This window comes from Streptomyces sp. NPDC127038, from assembly GCF_042725875.1.
GTDB lineage: Bacteria > Actinomycetota > Actinomycetes > Streptomycetales > Streptomycetaceae > Streptomyces.
In genome coordinates, this window is record NZ_JBHXDQ010000017.1 from 71,945 (window position 1) to 93,861 (window position 21,917).

Sequence of the window (21,917 nt, forward strand, 5' to 3'; positions counted from 1 at the left end):
CACACGCGGACCGGAATGCGGGTCCGGCCGACGCCCGTTCTGAACTGACATGACTGTTGGAGTAGCGCTCAACGCGTCCGACGCGCCGAACCAGGTCGACGCCACCGTCCAACTGGCCCAAGAAGCTGCAGAGTTCGGTCTCACCTCGGCCTGGTTCGGGCAGACCTTCGGCGCGGACTCACCCCAGCTCGCGGCGCTCGTCGGGCGCGAAGTGCCCGGACTGCAGGTCGGCACCTCCGCGATCCCCGTCTTCGGCCGCCACCCGCTGCTCGTCTCCAGCCAGGCCCAGACCGCCCAGGCCGCCACCCACGGCCGCTATCACCTCGGTCTGGCCCTGGGCACGAAACTGCTGACGGAGTCCGGCTTCGGCCTTCCTTTCGAACGCCCCATCGCCCGGCTGCGCTGGCCGGCTGAATACACCCGTCGGCCCGACAACCCCTTGCATCCCCTGCCCGAAGGCACCCCCGGCACAAAGGAGATTCCCATGACCACCGAGGCCACCACCACGGACCTCCACGCCTTCACCGAGACCTGGCTGGAGTGGCACCGCAGCCAGGAGGCCCGGCTCGCCGACCCACACGGGTTCCTGGCGATCACCGGCCTGCACTGGCTCGACGACCGGCCCCAGCGCTTCCCGGACGCGCCCGGCTCGTGGCACACCGGCCCCGAAGGCGTCGTCGTGGACCTCGACGAGGGCGAGGAGCTGGTCGTCGACGGGACGCCGGTGCGCGGCGAGCACCGCTTCGACGTGCTTCCCGAGCGCGGCGGCGTCGACGCCGTCTGGGGAGACGCCGTCATCGAGGTCGCCAAGCGCGGCGGCCAGGACATCGTGCGCCCCAGGCACCCGGACGCGCCGCTGCGCACGGCTTTCACCGGCACGCCCGCCTACGCCCCCGATCCGCGCTGGGCCGTAACTGGCCGCTACATCCCCTTCGACACACCGCGGCCGGCCACCGTGGGCGCCGCGGTCGAGGGCCTTGAGCATGTCTACGACGCTCCGGGCAGGGTCGAGTTCGAGCTCGACGGGCGCCCGCTGTCGCTGACCGCATTTCCCGGCCATGGTGCGGGACGGCTGTTGGTGCTGTTCACCGACGCGACCTCCGGGGTCACCACCTACGCCGCCAACCGGTCCCTGGCGCTCGATCCGCCCGCCGCCGACGGCACGGTCGTCCTGGACTTCAACCGCGCCGCGAACCTGCCGTGCGCCTACACGGACCTGGCCACCTGCCCGCTGCCCCCGGCCGAGAACCGGCTGCCCGTGGCGATCGAGGCCGGCCAGAAGATCCCCCGCGAGCGCGGCGGCTCCTGAGCCGGCACTCTCGCCCCGGACTCCCCTGACGAGGCGTCCTTTTGCGCCATTGACGTACGCCAAGACCGCTCCGTACGATCACGAACGGCATTGAGTGTCAGCGTCAAGCCCTGGCTCGCTGACCGGCAACCCTCCCGCGCGGCGGGGTGCTCCAGGTGAAAGCCCGGCGGGATCACCGACGATCTCCGCAAGCGCGTGGCCCCGGGAGCGGGGCCGGATCATGTGGAGGACCGATATGCGGCACGGTGGTGACCTCAGCGCCCGTTTCGCCGGCGCCACCGTGTTCTCCCGGCTCTCGCGTCGGCGCCACATCGACCTCAAGCGCTCGACCAGCTGTCTCTGTCAGGCCTGACGGGTCTTCCCGCCGCAGGCCGCAGTACGACACCTGTCGTCGCCGCACCCGCCTGCGCCTGATCTCCGCCTGTCTTTGATCCCCCCGTTTCGCCCTGATCCCCCTCTGCACAGCGCTCCCCCGGCACCGGCGTCGCGCCGGCCGGGGCCGCACGCCCACGCACAGCCATGCCTCGTACGGCGTCCGTGCCTGGTGACACGAGTAGGAGAAGCCCTCCGTGACTGCACTTTCCCATGTCAGAACCTCCCGGTGGGCGGCACTGACCGCCCTTGTGACCACCAGTGTTCTGCTGACCGCCTGCGGCTCCGGCGGCGGCGATTCCGGCAGCGGCACCGGACAGCCCAAGTCCGGCGGCACCCTGACCTTCGCGGTAGGTTCGGACGCCGGCTGCGTGGATCCGCAGCAGGTCGCCAGCAACGAGACCATCTACTCGGTGCGCCAGATCGTGGACTCCCTGACGGACCAGGACCCCAAGACCGGCAAGATCGTGCCGTGGCTGGCGAAGAGCTGGGACATCAGCTCCGACACCACGACGTTCACGTTCCATCTGAGGTCGGGCGTCACCTTCAGCGACGGCTCGAAGCTGACCGCGCAGGTGGTCAAGGACAACTTCGACGCGGTGCCGAAGCTCGGCGCCCTGGGGACGCTCGCCGAGGGCTATCTGAGCGGCGTCAAGAGCACCACGGTGGTCGACCCGCTCACTGTGAAGGTGACCTTCAGCCAGCCCAACGCCCAGTTCCTGCAGGCCACTTCGACGCACTCGCTGGGGATCGAGTCCTCGGCCAGCGTGAAGAAGACCCCGCAGCAGAAGTGCAGCGACGGGGTGATCGGCTCCGGGCCGTTCGTGCTGAAGCAGTATGTGCAGAACCAGTCCCTCACCCTTGCCAAGCGCACCGGATACGCCTGGGGTTCCTCGCTGTGGTCCAAGAAGGGCGATGCGTATCTGGACAAGCTGGTGTTCAAGGTCGTGCCGGAGGCGGGTGTACGGGCCGGCAGCCTGCAGTCCGGTCAGGTCGACGCCGTCTCCAGCGTCGGCAAGGCCAACGAGGCGGCCCTTAAGGGCGGCCAGGTCACCCTCCAGCGGCGGGCCAACCCCGGCGTCGTGTTCGGTCTGGGCCTCAACAACTCTCGGCCGCTGCTCAAGGACGCCAAGGTGCGCCAGGCGATCCTGTTCGCCATCGACCGGCAGCAGATCGCCAACACGGTGTTCCCGACCGGTACCCAGCCGGCCACCAGCGTCCTCGCGCACACCACGCCCGACTACACCGACCTCGCCTCCGGCCTGACCTTCGACGCCGCCGCGGCCAAGTCCCTGCTGGACGAGGCCGGCTGGAAGACCGGCAGCGACGGCATCCGCGCCAAGGACGGCAAGAAGCTCAGCCTGACCATCAAGTGGTTCCCCAACGCGGCCACCAACCAGCCCGCGCTGGAGCTGATCCAGCAGCAGCTCAAGGCCGTCGGCGTCGAAGTGGTTCTCAAGCAGCTCCAGGTCACGCAGTTCGCCCCGACGCTCCAGTCGGGTGACTACGACGCGGTGTGGGGCAACGTGACCCGTGCCGACCCCGACATCCTGCGCAGCTCCTTCTCCACCAAGCTGGCCAACTTCTACCGCCTGCCCGCCAGTTCCCTCGACTCCGCACTGTCCGAGCAGGCCGCGACCGTCGATGGGGCCAAGCGCAGGAAACTGGTCACCCAGGCACAGCAGTTGATCGTGCAGAACGCCCGCTACGTGCCGGTGGTGGAGCTCCAGACCCAGCTGGGCGTGGCGAAGAAGGTGCACGACCTGAACTTCGACGCCTCCAGCCGGATCCAACTGCACGACACCTGGATCGGCTAGCGCATGCGCCGCTATGTGATCAAGCGGCTGGCCCAGGCGGTCGGTGTGCTGTGGGCGGCCTACACAGTCTCGTTCCTGGTGCTGGACTATCTGCCGGGCGACCCGGTCACGGCGATGGCCAGCGCTGGTATGGACTCGGGGCAGGTCGACCCGAAGCAGCTCGCCGCCCTGCGGCACGAGTACGGCTTCGACAAGCCGGTGCTGGTGCAGTACGTCGAGTACCTCGGCCGGGCGGTGCGCGGGGACTTCGGCGACTCGGTGTCCACCGGCCGCCCGGTCACCTCGACGCTGGCCGACGCGCTGCCGCAGACCCTGCAGCTGACCGGCGCGGCCCTGTTGCTCGCGGTGGTCCTCGGCGGTGGTCTGGCGGTGCTGGCGACCTACACCACACAGCGCTGGCTGCGGCAGCTGCTGCTGTCGCTGCCGCCGCTGGGGGTGTCCGTCCCGACGTTCTGGGTGGGGCTGCTGCTCGTCGAGGTGTTCTCGTTCCGGCTGCGCTGGTTCCCGGCGTTCGGCAACGACGGACTCGAGGGGCTGGTATTGCCAGCGCTGACGCTGGCGGTGCCGACGGGCGCGCAGATCGCGCAGGTCCTCGCCAAGAGCCTGCTCACCGCGCTCGACCAGGCGTATGTGGAGACCGCGCGGGCCAAGGGCGCCGGGCGGTGGCGGGTTCATCTGCGGCATGCGCTGCGCAACGCGTCCCTGCCGGCCCTGACGGTCGTCGGCCTGCTGGTGGGGCAGCTGATCGCCGGTTCGGTCGTCGTCGAGACGGTGTTCTCCCGCGACGGCCTCGGCCGGGTGACCGCAGCGGCGGTCACAGCCCAGGACATCCCGCTGGTCCAGGGGGTGGTGGTGTTCGGGGCGCTGATCTTCGTGACGACGAACCTGGTCATCGACCTGGTCTATCCACTCCTGGACCCGCGGATCGTGGTGGCCTCGGGCAGAAGGGCGGCACTCACATGAGCCAGAGCCTCGTCGACGACCCCGCCGAAGCAGCACGGGGACCGGCCCGCCCGGTCGAGGCGGGGCCGAAGCCTGATCCCGGGCGCCGCGTGGACGTACGACGGCTGCTGCGCTTCGTGGTACGCCGCCCGGGACTGCTCCTGTCCGTGACCGTCCTCGTGCTGGTGGTGCTGGCCTCGTTCTGGCCGGACCTGTTCACCTCGCAGGACCCACTGAAGGGCGTGCCGTCGCAGAACTTCCGTGTTCCGAGCGGCAGTCACTGGTTCGGCACCGACGAGTTGGGCCGCGACGTGTTCTCTCGGGTCGTCCACGGCGCCCAACTGTCACTGAAGGCAACGCTGATCGCCGTGCTGGTCGCGTTCGTGGTCGGCGGGCTGCTGGGGGTGGTCGCCGGGTTCGTGGGCCGCTGGGTGGACGACGTACTCATGCGCTTCGTCGACGTACTCCTGTCCATCCCCGCCCTGTTCATGTCCCTGGCCCTGGTCACCGCTCTCGGCTACGGCACGGTGAAGGTGGCAGTCGCGGTCGGCATCGCCAGCGTCGCCGCGTTCGCGCGGGTGGCGCGCTCAGAGGTGCTGCGGGTGCGGCAGGCCGTCTTCGTCGAGGCCTCACGCGCCAGCGGGGCGCGCTGGTACTCGGTACTGGGCCGCCATGTGCTGCCCAACGCGGCGGGCCCGGTGATCGTCCTGGCCACCCTCGACTTCGGCTCCTCCATCCTGGCCGTGTCGGCCCTGAGCTTCCTCGGCTACGGCGCTCCCCCGCCGGCCCCGGAGTGGGGAACGTTGATCTCCGACGGCCGCAACTACCTCGCCAACGCCTGGTGGCTGACCGCACTGCCCGGGCTGGCGATCGCCGCGACCGTACTGGCCACCAACCGCATCGCCCGGGCATTGGACGGCGAATGGTCCCGGCAGCGATGACCGACGAACGTGAGAACGGTGAGGACGTGACCACACCACTGCTGGAGATACGCGACCTGTCGGTGTCGTACCGCACGCGAGGCGGCACAGTCCAGGCCGTCCGCGGCGTCGACCTCGACGTGTGGCCGGGACAGGTGACCGCGGTGGTCGGCGAGTCCGGCTCCGGCAAAAGCACGACCGCGCACGCGATCACCCGGCTCCTGTCGACGAACGGCAGCATCGACGCGGGCACCGTCCGCTTCGGCCGACACGACCTGGCCACCCTGTCGGAGGCGGAACTGCGCACCGTACGGGGGGCACGTATCGGGCTGGTCCCCCAGGACCCGACGGTCTCCCTCAACCCGGTCAAGCGCATCGGCGACCAGGTCGCCGAAGTGCTGCGCATCCACGGTCTCGCAACCCACCGCTCGGCCCCCGCAGAGGCGATCGGCATCCTGGACCGGGCCGGACTGCCCGACGCGGCCACCCGCGCCCGCCAGTACCCGCACGAACTGTCCGGCGGCATGCGGCAGCGCGCCCTGATCGCCATCGCCATCGCCGCGAAACCCGAGCTGATCATCGCCGACGAGCCCACCAGCGCACTCGACGTCACCGTGCAGCGGGTCATCCTCGACCATCTCCATCGCCTGACCGAGGAGTCCGGCACCGCGATCCTGCTCGTCACCCACGACCTCGGGGTCGCCGCCGACCGGGCCCAGCGCCTGGTGGTGATGTCCCAGGGCAAGGTCGTCGAGGCGGGCCCCACCCAAGACATCCTGGCCGACCCGCAGGACAACTACACCCGGCACCTGCTGGCCAGCGCCCCCAGCCTGACCACCGCCCGGCCCCGCACCCCGGCCTCCGCAGTCCCCAAGCCTGATTCAGCACCCCTGGTCGAAGTCCGCAACCTGGTCAAGGAGTTCAGGCTGCCCCGCACCGAGGACGGCCCCCGCACGCTTCGCGCCGTCGACGACGTCAGCCTCACCCTCCACCGAGGCCAGACCCTCGCCCTGGTCGGCGAGTCGGGCTCGGGCAAGTCCACCACCGCCCGCCTGATTCTCCGCCTTGCCGACGCGACCGCCGGACAGATCCTCTTCGACGGCACCGACGTCACCACCGCCAAGGGCCCCCAGGCCAGGCAACTGCGCCGCCGCGCCCAGCTCGTCTACCAGAACCCCTACGCCTCCCTCGACCCCCGCTTCTCCATCGGCGAGGTAATCACCGAACCGCTGCGCGCCTTCAAGATCGGCGACCGCGCCACCCGGCTCGCCCGGGCCCGTGATCTGCTCGACCGGGTGGCCCTTCCGGCCGCGACGCTGGAACGCCGCCCGGCGGAACTGTCCGGCGGGCAGCGACAGCGCGTGGCCATCGCCCGTGCCCTCGCCCTCTCCCCCGACCTGGTGGTCTGCGACGAACCGGTCTCCGCGCTCGACGTGTCCGTGCAGGCCCAAGTCCTCAACCTGCTGGCCGAGTTGCAGGCCGACACCGGGGTCGCGTACCTCTTCATCTCGCACGACCTGGCCGTCGTACGCCAGATCGCGCACCAGGTCGCCGTCATGCGGGCCGGCCGCGTCGTCGAGACGGGCCCACCGGAGGAACTGTTCACCCGCCCCCGCCACGAGTACACCCGCGAACTGCTCGCGGCGATCCCCGGCGGCCGCGTCCCCGCCCCCGCCGCCGAGACCACCACGAGCTGAGGAGCACGGTCGCATGAGCACGCCCACCATCGCTTCGTTGGCCCTTCTCACCCCGGGCAATTTCGACGACGACGACCCCTACACCGGCCTGGAGGAGACACTCCAACTCTTCGAGTACGGCGAACGGCTCGGCTTCGACGGCGCCTGGATCCGCCAGCGCCACCTCGAACACGGCGTCGGCTCCGCCGCGGTGTTCCTCGCTGCGGCCGGCCAGCGCACCCAGCGGATCGAGCTGGGCACCGCGGTCATCCCCATCGGCTACGAGAGCCCCTTCCGCCTCGCCGAAGACCTCGCGCTGGCCGACGTCCTCTCCCGCGGCCGCCTCCAGGTCGGCTTCAGCACCGGCATGCCGCACGCCGAACTCCTCGGCGACCTGGTGTACGACGGCGACTGGCGCAGCTTCGACCTGTCGTACGGCAGGATCGCCCGCCTCGTCGACAACCTGCGCGGCGGCTACCTCGGGGGCCCGGACACCGTGATCCACTCGCCCGGCAACATCCAGCGACCGCGGCTGCAGCCACACAACCCCGGACTGGTGCAGCGGATCTGGTACGGCGGAGGCAGCCTGCGCTCGGTCCGCTGGGCCGCAGAGAACGCCCTCAACCTGCTGTCCGGCAACATCGTCTCCGGCGAGGACACCGACGACTTCACCACCGCCCAGGCGAACCTGCTCACCGAGTACCAGCGCAACCTCGGCGACGACCCGTCGGCGGCGCGAGTGGCGCTGGGACGGGTGATCGTGCCGTTCGACAGCGCCGACGCCGCCACTCGGGCCCGCTACCGCAACTACGCGGCCAGTCGGCACGAACGCACCCTGAAGCCGCAGACGGTGGCGGCACTGGGCGGGAAGCGGATCCTGTTCGCCCCGGACGTGGTCGGCACCGCGGACCAGATCCTGGAACAACTGACGGCCGATCCCGTCCTCGCACAAGTGTCGGAGCTACGCCTGGAGCTGCCGTACGAGTTCCATCGCGAGGAGTACGAACAGATCCTGCACGACGTCCGGCATCTGATCGCACCCGAACTGGGCTGGCGCGCCGCTTCCCCGGCGTTTCCGGAGACGGGCCGGTGAGTCCTGTTCCGGAGCCCCCGGTCCGGCTGGAGATGCACGCCCGCGAGCCGTTCGCCCAGGCCCACCGCTTCTACGGCGTCGGGGAGTACGAGGCGCTCACCGCCACCGCCCACTACGCCGTCTACACGAAGCGCGATGAAAACGGCTTCCCGGAGATCGCCGACATGCGCGGACGCGCCCGCCTGTGGGACCACGCCGAGGTCACTGCGTGGTTCGCCCAGCGTCCGCTGGCGAGACTGCGCGACCACACGCCTCCGTCCCGTGACCCTCAGGATCTGCTGACCGGCGCCGAGGCCTCGAGGTTCCTGGGCTACGGGTACTTCCCCGACCCGGACGTCGTCGAGGAGCTGGGGACAGAGGAGCACCCCTACCTCCGCAGGAAGTGGCGTGTGCAGACTCTGCTCGACTGGATGGCCACCCGCCCCGGCAGTGGCCAGCATCTGGGAACCCAACGCGGAGCGCCGGCGCTGCCCGAAGTCTCGGTCGACGGCGATCCCGACGAGCTCCTGGGAGCCAGCGAGGCCGCGGCGCTGCTGCAGTTCAAGAGCGTCAACTCCTTCTCCAGCAGTCTCTCTCAAGGCAACCTGCCTCTTCTGGAGACCCCTGACGCCCTTTCGGAAAGGGGTGGGCGCCGGCGGTGGACGCGCAAACGGATCCTTGAGCAGGCCGCCAAGCGCAACCCCAAGGGCAGGAACAAGCCCTCGTAGTAGATTCGGCGGCTGGGCTTCCTTCCCACCGCCCCCTGTTTGTGGCTCCCGGCTGTGGATTGTTGGTTCCTTGCGGGCCGGGAGGCGCACGATGGCCGGCATGGCGTGGCTCGCCACCACGCCCCGCAGCAGCATCTGCTGCTGCGGACCGGCCATCGCCAGCCTTCACCGGCAAGCCCCAAGGTCGGATTCCTCGAAGACCGTCGCGCAGGCGCACGCCGATGGCGTGGTCGGGCCTTCATGGTCAGGGGTTTGGTCGGGTCGATCAGGTGTGCTCGTGAGGGTCAGACCGCAGAGGCCCTTCCCAGCGAGCGCTGGTGGGCCCCACTGCCCCGCAATGAGATGGCCACCGACTCGGTTGGTTTCGCACGCGCCATACACGAAGCCAGCACGTGCGGAACGGCCATGATCAGTGGCGCGCGTCGAGAGATCCTGCATGACCGCCGGAACACCGAACGCTCAGATCTCACCGGCAGACTCCGGGCAGGCCAAACTTCTGCGGCACCAGGTGCTGGCCGCCCTTGCCCAACATCGCCCTGGAAAGCCGACGGAGCGGCGCAGGGTCAGCAGGATGACGCGACGGCCGGGGCATCGACGTATCCGAGGTTGCTGACTCTATTGATGCTTGATTCCCTGCACGAAGGCCGCCCAGGCTTCGAACGCGACGGCTATGACCCCATGATCACGGTTCTTGGTGTCGCGCACCATGACGGTTTGCGGCCTGCTGTCGGCGACCTCGACGCAGGTATCTTGGGAAGTGTAGGTGCTGGTGCGCCAATTCAGCTTCTCGGGCATGGTAGGTGGCCTCCTATTTGGCGGGCATCCGGTCAAAATATTGGATCGCTGCGAGAATCAAGTCCCGCCCGGCTTTGCCGTAGACCGCTGACTGCTGCAGGAGGGCAAAAGCCTTGGCATAAAGCTCGATCTCTCGTGGTTGGGAGACCGATAGCTCAGCAGAGTAGGTCTCCACGAGGACGAGTTTTTCGTCAAACATCGAAAACGAATTTCCGGGCCAGATGGCAGCTGGCGCAGAGCGGGGCACGATACCGAGACTGAGTCGCGGCAGTCCCATCACGGCCAATAGGCGATCGAGTTGCCCTTTCATCGTCTCGGGACCACCGAAGTTGGTGTAGAGGGCCTGCTCTCCAAGCAGAACGTTGAAGATCCTCTCGCCCTGGTAGAGGTATTGCTGACGTTGAAGCCGTTTTGCAACGGCAGCCTCGGAGTCGTCTGGGATCTCGTAGTAGTTGACGACCTGTTCAAATACATGAGCAGCGTATTCGGTGGTCTGCAGGGTCCCCCAGACAACAGTGGGATGCCAGATGCGGAAAACCTTGGTCCTGGCATACACGGGGATGGCTTTGTGTTGCCGGCGTTCCGCTCCGGTCTGCAACTGGCGGCGCCATTCGAGCCAGAGTTCATCGACATGTCGGACGATCGCGATCAGATCGCCGAGTTGATCGGTTTGACCTGTGATCTCACACCATGTGCGGATGTCGCCTTCGCTTGGGCGTTGTTTGCCGTGTTCAATACGCGAGATCTTTGATTCGTGCCATGCAGTGGCAAGCGCGAAGGCCCGGCCGCTGGTATATCCGGCATCCTTGCGGAAGCCGCGCAGCCGGGCGCCGAGCGCTTGCAGTGCCTCATCTACTTGTGTCGTCACAGATAGTTCAGGGTTTGTAGTCAGTGTGGGGAATGGCAGCGGTCCAGAGCTCGTTGCGGAGGGCTACGCACGCAGCGACTGTGTCCGGGGCCAGGACAACTTGCGATCCGAGGACTCGGCCGACTGAGTCGAAGTGGCCAATCGCGAGGAGTTGGTCGTCGAACAACCACCAGTCATTCCCACCGAAGGGAAGAGTGATGGTCTGCGGCAGGAGATGACGTGGAAGCCAGCGAATGTCCTCTCCGGCCTCCACGTTCAGTGAGGTGAGAGCATGCTCCCATTGGATATAGGGGGTCACCGGCTCGGTGATAACACGGACCCGGCGGATGGTCATGCCCCGCGCGGTGCACTGGCGCACAAGCTGCGTCCAAGGGGCGAGGTAGGAGTGGTCGACGTCTCTGCCACGGAGCCAGTTACGGAACGGCGTTTCCTCGCCGGGAACCGAATAGTCGTCTCGCAGCTCGAGGTGGAAGGCGTCGTGTTTGTAGCGCGCGAAGAGCAGGTTGCGCTCAGCGCTGGAAATCAGTTCCACTCGGTTCCTTCGCCAGGGCGGTGACGTTCGACTTCGGGACCTCGACACAGGTCTCGTAGTGCGGGATCGACATCTGGGACAGGGCTTCGGTGTCTGTCACCGCTTTGCCCTGGACGACGCACGTGCCCTGGGAGGTGAGGATCATGACTGGCGCCTGGACACGGGTGATCGGGCTGGCCGGCAGTCCGTCCTCCTTCAGATACTCGAACAGTTCCGTGGGCACCTCAACTGCGCTCTCTCCGTCGGGAATGTGAAGCTGCATCAGCAGGTCGTTGGCGAAGATCTGCCACCCCTGGACGATGTAGGTGTCCCGGTCGGTTGCGTAGAGCGTCGGGCAGTCTCCTCCAGTGGAGTTGCTGCCAAGGAAGCGTAACTTCACGGTTGATCTCCTGTCTTCGTCCTTGCGTGAATTTGCTGGACACATCGATAGTCAGCGAGCCGTAGATACTCGTCAACTGGCATGCTGCAAACTCCTGCAAGTTCCTTGGGAGTTGAGCTCCGGCAGTCCTACCGTCGTCATCGGTCGCCACAGGCCCCGGTGTCTGCGCCGGAGTCCAGGCCTGCAGACCGGCGACTGGATAGCCAGGCCCTGTCTCCCCCGGCAGGGCCGGGCGGCCCACGCCAAAAGGGACGACCAACCATGACCGATCCGCCGCTGAACACCTCCAGCCCTGCTGTCAGCCCTTGCCTAGCCACCCGTATCTCGTGCTTCGGCTTCCTGTCCAAGCATCGCCCGCTCAGGCCTGCGCCGGCCGCGGGCCGCCCTAGGCAGGCTGGCGGCCGGAGCGCTGTCTCCCGTGGCAGTCACTTGTCCGAAGAGTCAGACCTGAACGCGGTTATCCCTGCAACCCGACGACGGTTTGAGACGCCCAGACACTCTCGTCGAACGGATGTTCTCGCGGCCTGTCTATGTGGAGTAGCCGATGTCCCTCGCTGACTCACCCGGGCCGCAGTACGCACTGCACCGAAATCTGTCTCGTGTTCTCGCTTCAGGGTGCAGTTCTCTCGCAGCGGCCGTCCCCAGCCGTCTGACGCTCGTCCGAGATCTGATGATGGTGACGTTCAAAATCTCCTCAGTTGGGATCGACGGCGTTGTCTGTGATCGTGATGCCCAACGAGTACAAGATGTTCGTCACCTGACAGCCACCCGGTTGAGGTTTCACGCACTCGACGAGCTGGTCGACGACGCAATCCTCGTTGTCTCGGAACTGGTAACGAACGCCATCAAGCACAGCGGCGGAAGCCGGATCACCGTCATGACGGTGATCAGCGACCAACAGTTACAGATCTTTGTCCACGACGGGATGCAGGGCAGCCCTCAACTGCGTGTGGCCGGTGATGACTCCGAAAGCGGCCGTGGTCTTTTCCTGATGGACTGCATCGCCCGCACCCGCAACGGCCAGTGGGGGATCAGCGATGCGGGGGCAACGACATGGTGCTCATTCTCGCTCAGCGGGAAGCAGTCGTGACTGCGCTCGCCACGGTTTCGTTCCAGGGTCAGTCCGTGATCGTGCGGACTCTTCCCTTGGAACAGGTCACGTTGAAGACGGTCGAGGCCAAGGTCCATGGATGGGGGCCGTTCAATGGTGAACCCCTCCTCGGCGATTTGAGCGGGGTTGAAGTTCCTCCGGCAGAGGAGCACCTCGAGGACCGCGGCCAACAGTTCGGTAGCCACCGCATGCAACTAGCTGCTCTCGCGGTTGCTGCCGGCGCTGATCAGTGGGACGGCGCGGCGGACCAGTTGATTCGCACTGTCCCGTCGGGTGCAGGCCGAGAAGATTCCTGGCGGTCGTCTGTGGGCTATCGCTCACCTGTCCCATTCCTGGTCATCCGCCGAGCTGTACACGCGCCTCGCTGCGATCTAGTGCGCCAAGGAGCCGGACTGACGCGCGGCCTACAGCGGGAGGAGGACCGGTGACCGCGACCCGTCCTCATGGGCCACACCTGGTACCCGTGTGGACGCCGCCGCTGGACCCTGATGGACTGCATTCCCTACTCGTGAAGGTCCGCAAATGGCGGCCATTCGATGGCGAGGCCGTCCTCGACGACGTCAGCGCTGTCCTGGACGAATACACGCCGAGCGAGGAGCAGGTGGCCGTACTCGTCGTGCGCCTGCATGGCCACCTCTCACGCCTGGTCGAGATCGCCGTGGCATCTAACGCCGCCCCAGCCGACGGGATCACCGCGCAGCTCATCGCCAAGGCGAGCACAGTGCAGTGCCGGGAGCTGCCCGGCGACTACTTGAGGGCGGTGGGGCAGCTCCGCCGAACGGGCTGGATCGTCAACGAACTCTTCGAGCGTCTGATCGTCCTGGGGTGCTTGAGGGAGGCGGCATGACCAACTCAAGCCTGCCGGCGACCAACATCACCAGTACGGAGAAAGGCACCCACGTGAGCACGCCGCCCGGAGGGGGCCCGGTCCCCTTCGTCATCCAGCGCCGCGGCGAGGAAGCCGCGCCAGCCGACTTCTTGTTCACGCGCTCCGGCCCCGGCCGGTACCGGTTGCGTTACCTCGACGAGGATCCACGCGATCGCGATCTGCACGGCGTGCTGTGGGGCCGCTGCTCCCTCAACCCCGTCGACGACGACGGCTGGCCCACCGGTGAACCCGAGTGGAAAATGATGCATCCCTTCCGCCAGCGCATCACGATGCAGTCCCTGCGCTGCCAGGTCTGCACCGAACCGGCCCGCACCCGCCTCGGCACGGTGTTCCTCGCCGGGCCGCACGACCTCGGCCCCGGGGCCGACACGGTACTCACCAACCAGCCGCCCGTATGCGCCCGGCACGTCAAGGCCGCCGCCCGACTCTGCCCCCACCTGGCAGGCCGGCCACGAGTTTTCCTCGCCCGCAGTGCGCCGCTGTACGGAGTCGTCGGCGTCATCTACGGCTACAGCCCCGAACACGGCATCCACGTCGTCGCCCAGCCCGAGATGGCCCTGCCCTACGGACACCCCAACCTGGCCACCTGCCTCGCATCCCAACTCGTGCGCCGAATCTCCTCGTTCACCGTCCTCACCGTGGACGAGCTGATGCGAGACCTCGACGCCGCCCCCTAAAGCCCCGCCTGGTGGCCCGGACGCTCCTCTTGGGCCTGCGGCTGTCAGGCGGCAACAGCCCCCGGCGTGGGGAGACGTACCCGCCACTCCCCTGGGCGGCGTACACACCCCCGCTCCCCGCGCCGGGCCCATCCCTGCAATCTCGAAGGAGACAACTATGTACGTTCACTCTGACCGTCTGCCCACCGATCCCGCCCTCCCGACGGGGGGCGCCGCTCCGTTGCCGTGGGGAGTGGCTCGTATGGCGCCGTATCCGACGATGGCGCCGGGCTATGCCCGTGCCGAGCTGGACCCGATCACCCAGACCACGGTGTTCTTCGACGGGCTCGGGCAGGTGATGGAGATGCCCGGCCATGGCACCAGTACCGGCACCACCCCGTCGACCGGCACCAGCCCCGACGGGCAGGGACAGGGAGCCACGGACTCCGACCAGGGAAGCGACAGCGACCAGTGAGTGACCCTCGTCCGGTGCTGGTCGTCACCGCACTGCACGACCCCACCGCCGACGTGGTGATCAACGAGCTGCACGGCCGGGATGTCCCGGTCGTGCGGCTCGACTCGGGGGACTTCCCCTTGTCGCTGTCACTCGAAGCGGAGATCACTGCGGACGGCCTCAGCGGACGCCTGCACACCCCTTCGCGTACGGCCGACCTTGCCCAGGTCCGGGCCCTGTACTACCGCCGGCCCGCCGGCTTCGCCTTCCCCCACCTGAGCGAGCAGGACGCGCGGTTCGCCGTCACCCAGGCCCGGTACGGGCTCGGCGGTGTACTGGCCGCACTGCCCGGTTGCCTCTACGTCAACCACCCGCACCGCATCGGGGACGCCGAGTTCAAACCGGCAGGCCTCGCCGCAGCCGTGGCGGCCGGCTTCCTCATCCCGCCCACACTCATCACCTCAAACCCCGACGCCGCCAGAGCCTTCGTCAAACGCTACGCCCTGGTCTTGTACAAGCCGCTGTGGAACCCGGTGTACCGGATCGACGGCGTCTCCTCCGTCGTCGAGGTCGCCGACGTTCAGGCCGAGGACCTCGACGACCGCATCGCCGGCACCGCGCACCTCTTCCAGCAACGCATCCGCAAAACCGCCGACGTACGCGTGACCGTCATCGGTACCAAGACGTTCTGCGTCCGTATCGACTCCGACCTCCTGGACTGGCGCACCGACTACAGCCGGCTGCGCTACACCCCCGTGGAACCACCGCCGGGGATCGAACAGTCGCTCCACCGCTACCTGGCCTGCTTCGGTCTCGTCTTCGGGGCCTTTGACTTCGCCGTCGACACGGACGGGCAATGGTGGTTCCTGGAGTGCAACCCGTCCGGCCAGTGGTACTGGCTGGAGCCCGAGACAGGCCTGCCGATGAGCGCGGCCCTGGCAGACCTATTGGAGAGGACGACGTGACCGACGCAGCCCAGCTACACCGGCAGCTCCTCGAGACCCTGACCGCGGGCGGCAGCCTGCGCACCAGGCCATGGAAGGAGGCCACCGCATCTGTTCTGCGGCATGAGTTCCTTCAGAGCGGGTTCTTCCGCCGGGTGAACGGAGCAGTACCCGCCGCCTGGCAACCGGTCCTCAACGGTGACGACGACTGGCTCGCGGCCTGCTACCAGGACGAATCACTGATCACCCAGATCGCCGGAACCATCGTGCCGGCCGACATCCAGGGCCGGATCATGCGCGAGCCGACCAGCTCCAGCACACTGCCGTCCCTCGTGGTGCGCATGCTGGAGGACCTCCACGTCGAACCCGACTCGCAGGTACTGGAGATCGGCACCGGCACCGGTTACTCGACCGCTCTGCTCTGCGCCCGCCTGGGCGAAGACCATGTGACTTCCATCGAGTACGACGCGGATGTCGCCACCCGCGCACGCACCGCCCTGGCCAACCAGGGCATGTTTCCCACCCTCGTCACCGGCGACGGACTGCTGGGCTGTGACGCGTCGGCCCCCTACGACCGGATCATCACGACCTGCGCCGTACACACGGTGCCGACCGCGTGGATCGAACAGACGAAGCCCGGCGGACTGATCCTGACCACCATCGGCGGGTGGCTGGGCGCATCGGAACTGGCACGTCTGACCGTTCACGACGACGGGACGGCATCCGGCCCCGTGCTCGGCGGCAAGGTCAGCTTCATGCTCGCCCGCCCCCACATGCCTCCGCCCCTCGAGCTCCTGCCCGACCTGAACCAGGGCAAAGAACGGGAGACCGTCATGGGCCCCGACGTACTGTCCCACTGGGCTACCCGGTTCGTCGTCCAGAGCGCCGCACCCCATGCACAAAGGCTGACGATGAACCGGGAAGGCTCCACCGAAGAGGTACTGATCGACGTCACCTCGGGCTCCTGGGCCGCCCTCTACGACGACAACGGCAGATGGATCGTCCGCCAAGACGGCCCCGACAACCTCTGGGACTCCATCGAGGAGCGCCTCAGCAACTGGCACGCAGCCGGCACACCCGCCTTGAACGAGTTCACCGTCACCGTCACCCCGGACAGACAGAGCCTTCACTGGTAGCCAATCCCTCTGACCGGCCCCGCCCATCCGCCCGCCCTGATGGATTGAGCGGGGTTCGTCGGCCAAACCTGCGCGGTCGCTAACGAGGCGCCGCGTGCCCCGCGGTCGTCCCCGCCCATAAAGGGAGCCCCATGACCACGCCCACCGCGGCCGCGACCTATTGGGAACCGCTCTGGTCCCAGGGCCGTCGCTACCGGCAACTCGACGACACCGAGCACGGGTTACTGGAGGACCACGCCGGCCCCGGCCGCGACCGCCCGGCCCTCGACATCGGCTGCGGCGACGGCTCCCTCGCCCGATGCCTCACCCAGCTCGGCTACCGCGCAACCGGCATCGACTGCTCCCCCAGCGCCATCGCGCTCGCCGCCGCCCAAGACCCCAGCCCCGGCCCCGAACCGCTCTGGCGGTGCATGGACATCACCACCGCAGACCTCGGAGCCCTGCCGGAACCGGCGTACGCACTCGTCACCTGCCGCCTGGTCTACCGGTGGATCGACAACAAGCCAGCCTTCCTCAGCCGCGTCCGCCACCTCCTCGCCCCGGGCGGGACCTTCTGGGTTGTCACCGAGATCACCGGGCGCCGCGCCACCACCGACCCCCTGCACAACCTCGGTATCACCCGCGCCCAGGCGGAGATACTCACCGCTGGCTGGTCCACCGTCCACACCGCCAACCTCGACGTCCTGCGCTGCTACGCCCTGCGCCCCTGACCTCGCCTGTCCCACCATCCGCGGGAGGGCCAGGTGACTACCGAATAGGACGCCGTCGAGATTTGGAACACCTACGGCAACCACCAGCTGACCCGAAGGTTCGAACCACCCGAACTAGGCCGTGTTGTGAAAGTCGTCATCAGACCCGGAGGTATTTCGCCAGCTACTTGCACGCGGTGTCCATAGGTCTGGAAGATCGGCTCATGTCCGAAGCTCCTGACATCACGACGGCCTGGCGGCGACTGCTGGAAGGTACTCCGGGCACCCGCAACGGGGATCTTCTGGTCGTCCAAGCGGCACACGCGCAGCCTCGGCTGCGCGCCCTCTACCCCTTCCCAACCCACGGCACGCTGCACTTCCTGCTCGTGGCCCCGCCACCATGGCCCGAGTCGGACGGCGACCGGCTGCCCTTCATCGTCTGTGGTGGACCGCCGTACAAGATCTACACGCCCGGTTACGGCCAGCTCCTTGGCGAGACAGCCACACCTGGAGAAGCAGCCGCGCTTGTGGTGGATCATCTACCGGCGGACGCAGGTCTGTCTGCAAAGGAATAGAGCGTGCAGTGCTGGTCACAGCCACTCATTGATGGCCGCGACCAGCACCGTCGCTTCGTAGCGGACTGCGAGTTTCTCGAATCTCGTGGCCACGGCCCGGTGGCGCTTGAGCCGGTTTATGCCGCACTCCACCGCGTGGCGCTCCCTGTAGTCGTCCTTGTCGAACTTGGGCGGTCGGCCGCCGCGCGTCCCGAGTTTCTTGCGGTGGCGGACCTGGTCAACCTTCTCCGGGATCGTGCAGCCAATCCCGCGTCTGCGCAGGTAGGCCCGGTTCACGCGGGAGCCGTACGCCCTGTCCGCGCGGACCCTGTCCGGCTTGGTCCGTGGCCGGCCCGGGCCTATACGGGGCACCCGGATGCCCTCAAGGACCGGCTGAAACTGCGGGCTGTCGTGCCGCTGGCCGGCGGTGATCAGCAGCGACAGAGGTTTTTGCCCTTGCTCCACGGCCAGGTGCAGCTTGGTGGTCAGCCCGCCCCGCGACCGCCCGAGGCCATGGTCGTCGGGCTCAGTGAAGACTCCACCGGGAGGCTCCTTCTGCAGTGCCCCTTTTTACGCGCACCGGCAGCGTGCTGGTGAGCCCGGGCGACCGTGGAGTCCACGCTCACGTCCCACGTGATCAAGCCCTTCGCGTCGGCCTCGGCCTGCAGCTGCACGAAGATCCGCTTCCAGGTGCCGCCCCGTTGCCAGCGTCGGAACAGGTCATAGACACGGTCCCAGGGCCCATACCGTTCAGGCACGTCCCGCCACGGCGCTCCGGTCCGGGTCCGCCACCTTATGCCGTCGACCAACTGGCGACGCGTCCACGTCGGTGGCCGACCCGGCTTCTTGCCCTGCGGCAGCAACGGCTTCAGTTGGGCCCACTGGCCGTCCGTCAGATCACCACGCCCCACGGCTCGTGATCATCCACGATGGTGATCCACTTTCACAACACGGCCTAGACCAGTGGAACTGGGACATTGTTCCGCCCGGACGGCCCCATCCGGTCGTCGGTTTGGGGCCGCGCGACAGGCGCCCGCATCGGCGGCGAGGATCGCGGCGGCCGCGCTCGTGAGGGCAGAGCGGAACCGGAGCCGGTGTCCGCCATCTCGCCGCCGGTCGTCGACGAGCCCGAGGCCCCGGTCGCCGTCGAGGCGCCGCTGGAGCTGCTGAGCAATGACCCCGGCGTCGCCGACCACACGCCCGGCCCTGGTCGGACAGGCCCGTGCTCAGACCGTGGGCTCCGTTCCCTGGTCGCCAACCTGGAGGAGCTGGCCCGGTTCGGCCAGCATGACAGCCGTAACGAGGACGAGTTGCTCACCGAGCGGGTTCGTGAGGTCACCGCTCTCGATCGCGCGGGTGCTGAAGAAACGCGATGCAACTGGCTGGCCGTCAGAACGAAGCCTTCACGGGTGGAAGTAGTGTCGTCAAAGGCCCGGGTCGCCACCAGCGCCCGGGAGCCGTTGCCAAGCATGGCGTGCCAGTACATGGTCGTCCAGCGGCCCGATCCGACTAGTCTTCCGGCGCGACGCCGTCGCCATCAAGGAGCCGCTCCTGAACTGGCGGCAAGGTCGAGAGCGTGTGGACAAGCCTGTTGTTCAGCGCCCAGACAGGGCCCCACCGTTGATGTGGAGGATCTGGCCGGTCACGTGTCCTGCGGCCGGTGAGGCGAGGAACAGCACGGTGCTCGCGATGTCCGCCGGGGTGCCGGCCCGGCCGTTGGCTGTCTGGGCGAGCAGGGCGGCACGGCGGTTGGGGGTCATGCCGCCTTGGAAGAAGTCGGTGGACTCGATGTAGCCCGGGGCGATGACGTTGGCTGTGATCTGGTCTTTGCCGAGGTCCTGGGCAATGGTGAGGTTCCAGGCCTCGACGGCGGCCTTGGCGGATCCGTAGGAGCCGGATCCGCCACGGTGAGCCGCGATGGAGCTGACGCTCACCACGGCTCCCCCTGCTCTCAGGCGCGGTCGCAGGGCGGTGGTGACCAGGACCGCAGAGAGCACGTTGGCGTCGAGATTCGCGCGCCAGGCCTGCGCCACGCTGTCCAGGTCACGGGGTGGCTCGGTGCCGATGTCGGTGTTGCCCCCGGCGTTGTTGACCAGCACGTCCACGTGCGAGGGCAGGGCGTCGAGTGCCGCCTGGACCTGCCCGGGATCGCTCGCGTCGAAAGCGACGGTACGCACGTTCGGGCCCAGGTGCGCGGCGGTCTCCTCCAGCACGTCCTTGCGGCGCCCGGTGATCACTACCTGGTCGCCCTGCCCGGCGAAGGCCTCGGCAACCGCCCGGCCGATCCCGGTTCCCCCACCGGTAACCACGATCTGACGCATCCCACTCCTCGTTTAGCGCTAAACGTGTGTGGGACACTACCACCATGACCACCCCGGACCAGCCCCGCATCGACCGCGCCGAGGAGATCGCCCAGGCCTGGCGACGCGAGCAGCCCGGACTCCCGGTCGACTCGATCGGGATCCTCACCCGCATCCGCCACGCCGCGAAACTGCTGGCCGACGAACGCCGCCGCGTCCTGACCCAGGTCGGCATGGACGCCGCCACCCTCGACCTGCTCAGCACCCTGCGCCGCTCCGGCCAGCCCTACCGCCTGTCCACCCGCGAGCTCGCCACCCGCTGCCTGATCACACCGGGAGCTGTGACCCAACGGGTGGACCGAGCCCAGCACGACGGACTGGTCCGCAAGCTGGCCGCGCACCCCGGGACTCGCGCCGTGCCCGTAGAGCTGACTGCCAAAGGGCACCACGCGGTGGAGAACGCCGTCGACGGCCTCCTGACCTACGAGCAGGGCCTTATCGAAACCCTGTCACCCCAGGAACAACAGGAACTGGCCCGCCTCCTGACCGTGCTACTGCGGGACCTCAACGACCGCGCCCACCACCACACCTGATCTCCGCACGGCCACCCCAGATGCCCGGGGTGGCCGTGCCACGTTCAGGCCCGGGGAGCGGGCGCGATGCTCAGGCGCCGGGCAGGGTGTGCGCAAGAGCCGGCGCAGGGCGCGGCGCAGGGCCAGGCGGCAGGCGAGGGCGGGTGCTGTGTAGGCGGTGCCGACGAGGACGGCCACGATGGCGAACGTGGCGAGGGGACCGGTCCAGCAGGACATCAGCAGCGCGTTGCCAGTCAGGAGCAGGACGGCGAGGGTGAACGCGAGGCCCTGGTCGTGGTCGTGGTGCGCAAGGCCGGCTCGCTGGTTCATGTCCGGCGCAGGCATCCGGACGGCACCTGCCCTCCCGGTACAACCCGCCACAGGCTCCCGCCGCCGCACTCCCGGTACTGCGACCACGAGGTGCGGCCGACCGCGACTACGCAGGAGCGTACCCGCTCTCTCCTGTGCAGGTAGCGCACGACCGGCGAACGCGTCGTCGCGACCGGCCCCTCGTTCCACGCTGGCCTGCGCACCGCCACCTTCTGGACCGCCTGCCACGTCGACGTGCACGGTGCAGCGGAAGTCGGTGGGGCAGCGGACAGGGCGGTCGCAAGGACGGCGGTGACGGCGGCCGCGGTGGTGAGTAGACGTCGGGTCAGGTGCATGCACGGTCAACCCCGCTGCCCACCCGCCCGGTCACGGGCTCTCTCCGAGATCACCCGCCAGGGGCAGCCGGGGCCTCCCTTACCTGCCTGCGTGGCGCCATTCAATAGGCCGCCCCGGCCCGCCGCGAGCAGCTGCTCAATCTCGCGGACCGGCTCGGCAGTTGCAGCTCGCCAACTATCGAATGAGCCCGCCGGACATGGCAACGTCCCCTCCCCGGCAGCACTTGCGCGGCTAACCCCCGAACCCAGCACAGTGCGGCCAAAGGCCCGCCGTCCCTGTCCTGGCCGGTGCTCCGGCCGTGGCGAGACACAAACGCCGCCGCCCTGTCACTGTCCTGCCCCCACCCCGCACACCAAGGGGTGAAAGAGCCCTGCCCGAAGAATCGGAGTCCACCGTGCCTGCCTCCAGCGAGATCCTGGCCGAACTGTCCCGCCTCTCCCACGCGACCTCGCTCGTCGCCGTAGTGGCTTTCGCGTTCAAGAGCCTGGCCGACCTGCTCCGGGCTTATACCGAGTTCCTCCCCGCCTGGAGCCAGT

General features: G+C 68.2%; 24 protein-coding genes, 1 pseudogene and 1 riboswitch. Of the genes and pseudogenes, 18 read left to right on the forward strand and 7 right to left on the reverse strand.

What is annotated here, in order from left to right:
• Positions 1 to 49: 49 nt before the first annotated feature.
• The 9 genes and pseudogenes from ACFWI4_RS15275 to ACFWI4_RS15315 form a co-directional block, all read left to right on the forward strand.
• Positions 50 to 403: pseudogene (locus ACFWI4_RS15275) on the forward strand (LLM class flavin-dependent oxidoreductase); the annotation flags it as partial.
• An 81-nt stretch (positions 404 to 484) separates the two neighbouring features.
• A complete protein-coding gene (locus tag ACFWI4_RS15280) occupies positions 485 to 1,309 on the forward strand; it encodes a DUF1684 domain-containing protein (RefSeq protein ID WP_387195760.1) in 825 nt (274 codons plus the stop codon).
• Between the two features lie 86 nt (positions 1,310 to 1,395).
• A riboswitch (SAM riboswitch) is annotated at positions 1,396 to 1,509 on the forward strand.
• 35 nt (positions 1,510 to 1,544) lie between these two features.
• Positions 1,545 to 1,661 carry a putative leader peptide gene (locus ACFWI4_RS15285; RefSeq protein ID WP_023551189.1) on the forward strand — a complete coding sequence of 39 codons (117 nt, stop codon included), beginning with the start codon at positions 1,545 to 1,547 and terminating at the stop codon, positions 1,659 to 1,661.
• Between the two features lie 217 nt (positions 1,662 to 1,878).
• Positions 1,879 to 3,498: an ABC transporter substrate-binding protein gene (locus tag ACFWI4_RS15290; protein WP_387195626.1), complete on the forward strand. Its 1,620-nt coding sequence runs from the start codon at positions 1,879 to 1,881 to the stop codon at positions 3,496 to 3,498.
• A 3-nt stretch (positions 3,499 to 3,501) separates the two neighbouring features.
• Entirely contained in the window at positions 3,502 to 4,461 is a 960-nt protein-coding gene (locus ACFWI4_RS15295; RefSeq protein ID WP_387195629.1) for an ABC transporter permease, read from the forward strand.
• Positions 4,458 to 5,381, forward strand: a complete 924-nt coding sequence (locus tag ACFWI4_RS15300) for an ABC transporter permease (RefSeq protein WP_387195632.1) — start codon at positions 4,458 to 4,460, stop codon at positions 5,379 to 5,381. Before ACFWI4_RS15295 ends, ACFWI4_RS15300 begins: the two co-directional genes overlap by 4 nt.
• Positions 5,378 to 7,057 (forward strand): dipeptide ABC transporter ATP-binding protein, encoded by a 1,680-nt coding sequence (locus ACFWI4_RS15305; protein ID WP_387195635.1) that lies wholly within the window; start codon positions 5,378 to 5,380, stop codon positions 7,055 to 7,057. The genes ACFWI4_RS15300 and ACFWI4_RS15305 overlap by 4 nt, the downstream gene beginning before the upstream one ends.
• A gap of 13 nt (positions 7,058 to 7,070) precedes the next feature.
• A complete protein-coding gene (locus ACFWI4_RS15310) occupies positions 7,071 to 8,129 on the forward strand; it encodes an LLM class flavin-dependent oxidoreductase (RefSeq protein ID WP_387195638.1) in 1,059 nt (352 codons plus the stop codon).
• Complete coding sequence (locus ACFWI4_RS15315; RefSeq protein ID WP_387195641.1) at positions 8,126 to 8,836, forward strand: hypothetical protein; 711 nt, start codon at positions 8,126 to 8,128, stop codon at positions 8,834 to 8,836. The genes ACFWI4_RS15310 and ACFWI4_RS15315 overlap by 4 nt, the downstream gene beginning before the upstream one ends.
• Before the next feature lie 615 nt (positions 8,837 to 9,451).
• Here ACFWI4_RS15315 and ACFWI4_RS15320 read toward each other — a convergent pair.
• Genes ACFWI4_RS15320 through ACFWI4_RS15335 form a run of 4 tightly spaced genes read right to left on the reverse strand, consistent with a single transcriptional unit; the run spans position 9,452 to position 11,410 of the window.
• A complete protein-coding gene (locus ACFWI4_RS15320) occupies positions 9,452 to 9,631 on the reverse strand; it encodes a DUF397 domain-containing protein (protein ID WP_387195644.1) in 180 nt (59 codons plus the stop codon).
• Between the two features lie 13 nt (positions 9,632 to 9,644).
• On the reverse strand, positions 9,645 to 10,499 hold the full coding sequence (locus ACFWI4_RS15325) for a helix-turn-helix domain-containing protein (RefSeq protein ID WP_387195647.1): 855 nt from the start codon (positions 10,497 to 10,499) through the stop codon (positions 9,645 to 9,647).
• A gap of 7 nt (positions 10,500 to 10,506) precedes the next feature.
• Entirely contained in the window at positions 10,507 to 11,031 is a 525-nt protein-coding gene (locus ACFWI4_RS15330; protein ID WP_387195650.1) for a DUF6879 family protein, read from the reverse strand.
• The gene (locus ACFWI4_RS15335) at positions 11,009 to 11,410 is read right to left on the reverse strand and encodes a hypothetical protein (protein ID WP_387195653.1); all 402 of its coding nucleotides are present in this window, start codon (positions 11,408 to 11,410) and stop codon (positions 11,009 to 11,011) included. The genes ACFWI4_RS15330 and ACFWI4_RS15335 overlap by 23 nt, the downstream gene beginning before the upstream one ends.
• A gap of 670 nt (positions 11,411 to 12,080) precedes the next feature.
• Here ACFWI4_RS15335 and ACFWI4_RS15340 point away from each other — a divergent pair.
• The 8 genes from ACFWI4_RS15340 to ACFWI4_RS15375 all read left to right on the forward strand — a co-directional run bounded on the left by ACFWI4_RS15340 (position 12,081) and on the right by ACFWI4_RS15375 (position 17,864).
• On the forward strand, positions 12,081 to 12,500 hold the full coding sequence (locus ACFWI4_RS15340; RefSeq protein ID WP_387195656.1) for an ATP-binding protein: 420 nt from the start codon (positions 12,081 to 12,083) through the stop codon (positions 12,498 to 12,500).
• Between the two features lie 445 nt (positions 12,501 to 12,945).
• Complete coding sequence (locus ACFWI4_RS15345) at positions 12,946 to 13,368, forward strand: DUF6415 family natural product biosynthesis protein (protein ID WP_387195659.1); 423 nt, start codon at positions 12,946 to 12,948, stop codon at positions 13,366 to 13,368.
• Positions 13,365 to 14,087, forward strand: a complete 723-nt coding sequence (locus ACFWI4_RS15350; RefSeq protein ID WP_387195661.1) for a hypothetical protein — start codon at positions 13,365 to 13,367, stop codon at positions 14,085 to 14,087. The genes ACFWI4_RS15345 and ACFWI4_RS15350 overlap by 4 nt, the downstream gene beginning before the upstream one ends.
• Positions 14,088 to 14,244: 157 nt before the next feature.
• Entirely contained in the window at positions 14,245 to 14,541 is a 297-nt protein-coding gene (gene tgmA / locus ACFWI4_RS15355) for a putative ATP-grasp-modified RiPP (protein WP_387195664.1), read from the forward strand.
• Complete coding sequence (gene tgmB, locus ACFWI4_RS15360) at positions 14,538 to 15,485, forward strand: ATP-grasp ribosomal peptide maturase (protein WP_387195667.1); 948 nt, start codon at positions 14,538 to 14,540, stop codon at positions 15,483 to 15,485. The genes tgmA and tgmB overlap by 4 nt, the downstream gene beginning before the upstream one ends.
• Positions 15,482 to 16,600 (forward strand): ATP-grasp peptide maturase system methyltransferase, encoded by a 1,119-nt coding sequence (tgmC, locus tag ACFWI4_RS15365; protein WP_387195670.1) that lies wholly within the window; start codon positions 15,482 to 15,484, stop codon positions 16,598 to 16,600. Before tgmB ends, tgmC begins: the two co-directional genes overlap by 4 nt.
• Before the next feature lie 131 nt (positions 16,601 to 16,731).
• The gene (locus tag ACFWI4_RS15370) at positions 16,732 to 17,310 is read left to right on the forward strand and encodes a class I SAM-dependent methyltransferase (protein WP_387195673.1); all 579 of its coding nucleotides are present in this window, start codon (positions 16,732 to 16,734) and stop codon (positions 17,308 to 17,310) included.
• A 203-nt stretch (positions 17,311 to 17,513) separates the two neighbouring features.
• A complete protein-coding gene (locus ACFWI4_RS15375; protein ID WP_387195676.1) occupies positions 17,514 to 17,864 on the forward strand; it encodes a DUF6193 family natural product biosynthesis protein in 351 nt (116 codons plus the stop codon).
• 15 nt (positions 17,865 to 17,879) lie between these two features.
• On the opposite strand, the gene ACFWI4_RS15380 is transcribed toward ACFWI4_RS15375, so the two are convergent.
• Together ACFWI4_RS15380 and ACFWI4_RS15385 are read right to left on the reverse strand one after the other, a co-directional pair.
• A protein-coding gene (locus ACFWI4_RS15380) for an IS5 family transposase (RefSeq protein WP_387195678.1) occupies positions 17,880 to 18,754 on the reverse strand; the annotation gives its coding sequence in 2 pieces (ribosomal slippage) (positions 17,880 to 18,361 and positions 18,361 to 18,754; 876 coding nt in all).
• Positions 18,755 to 19,438: 684 nt separating this feature from the next.
• A complete protein-coding gene (locus ACFWI4_RS15385; RefSeq protein WP_387195681.1) occupies positions 19,439 to 20,164 on the reverse strand; it encodes an SDR family NAD(P)-dependent oxidoreductase in 726 nt (241 codons plus the stop codon).
• A gap of 44 nt (positions 20,165 to 20,208) precedes the next feature.
• Between ACFWI4_RS15385 and ACFWI4_RS15390 the strand changes: the two genes are divergently transcribed.
• Complete coding sequence (locus ACFWI4_RS15390; RefSeq protein WP_387195684.1) at positions 20,209 to 20,736, forward strand: MarR family winged helix-turn-helix transcriptional regulator; 528 nt, start codon at positions 20,209 to 20,211, stop codon at positions 20,734 to 20,736.
• Here ACFWI4_RS15390 and ACFWI4_RS15395 read toward each other — a convergent pair.
• On the reverse strand, positions 20,695 to 21,060 hold the full coding sequence (locus tag ACFWI4_RS15395) for a hypothetical protein (protein WP_387195687.1): 366 nt from the start codon (positions 21,058 to 21,060) through the stop codon (positions 20,695 to 20,697). The genes ACFWI4_RS15390 and ACFWI4_RS15395 overlap by 42 nt on opposite strands.
• Positions 21,061 to 21,917: the final 857 nt, after the last annotated feature.

Excerpts from the sequence above, each read along its gene's own strand:
- ACFWI4_RS15370 (WP_387195673.1), top strand. The coding sequence starts at position 16,732 with ATGACCACGCCCACCGCGGCCGCGACCTATTGGGAACCGCTCTGGTCC.
- ACFWI4_RS15395 (WP_387195687.1), bottom strand. The coding sequence starts at position 21,060 with ATGCCTGCGCCGGACATGAACCAGCGAGCCGGCCTTGCGCACCACGAC.
- tgmA (WP_387195664.1), top strand. The coding sequence starts at position 14,245 with ATGTACGTTCACTCTGACCGTCTGCCCACCGATCCCGCCCTCCCGACG.
- ACFWI4_RS15340 (WP_387195656.1), top strand. The coding sequence starts at position 12,081 with ATGATGGTGACGTTCAAAATCTCCTCAGTTGGGATCGACGGCGTTGTC.
- ACFWI4_RS15385 (WP_387195681.1), bottom strand. The coding sequence starts at position 20,164 with ATGCGTCAGATCGTGGTTACCGGTGGGGGAACCGGGATCGGCCGGGCG.
- ACFWI4_RS15390 (WP_387195684.1), top strand. The coding sequence starts at position 20,209 with ATGACCACCCCGGACCAGCCCCGCATCGACCGCGCCGAGGAGATCGCC.
- ACFWI4_RS15350 (WP_387195661.1), top strand. The coding sequence starts at position 13,365 with ATGACCAACTCAAGCCTGCCGGCGACCAACATCACCAGTACGGAGAAA.
- ACFWI4_RS15280 (WP_387195760.1), top strand. The coding sequence starts at position 485 with ATGACCACCGAGGCCACCACCACGGACCTCCACGCCTTCACCGAGACC.
- ACFWI4_RS15310 (WP_387195638.1), top strand. The coding sequence starts at position 7,071 with ATGAGCACGCCCACCATCGCTTCGTTGGCCCTTCTCACCCCGGGCAAT.
- ACFWI4_RS15320 (WP_387195644.1), bottom strand. The coding sequence starts at position 9,631 with ATGCCCGAGAAGCTGAATTGGCGCACCAGCACCTACACTTCCCAAGAT.
- ACFWI4_RS15300 (WP_387195632.1), top strand. The coding sequence starts at position 4,458 with ATGAGCCAGAGCCTCGTCGACGACCCCGCCGAAGCAGCACGGGGACCG.
- ACFWI4_RS15295 (WP_387195629.1), top strand. The coding sequence starts at position 3,502 with ATGCGCCGCTATGTGATCAAGCGGCTGGCCCAGGCGGTCGGTGTGCTG.
- ACFWI4_RS15375 (WP_387195676.1), top strand. The coding sequence starts at position 17,514 with ATGTCCGAAGCTCCTGACATCACGACGGCCTGGCGGCGACTGCTGGAA.
- ACFWI4_RS15305 (WP_387195635.1), top strand. The coding sequence starts at position 5,378 with ATGACCGACGAACGTGAGAACGGTGAGGACGTGACCACACCACTGCTG.
- ACFWI4_RS15285 (WP_023551189.1), top strand. The coding sequence starts at position 1,545 with ATGCGGCACGGTGGTGACCTCAGCGCCCGTTTCGCCGGCGCCACCGTG.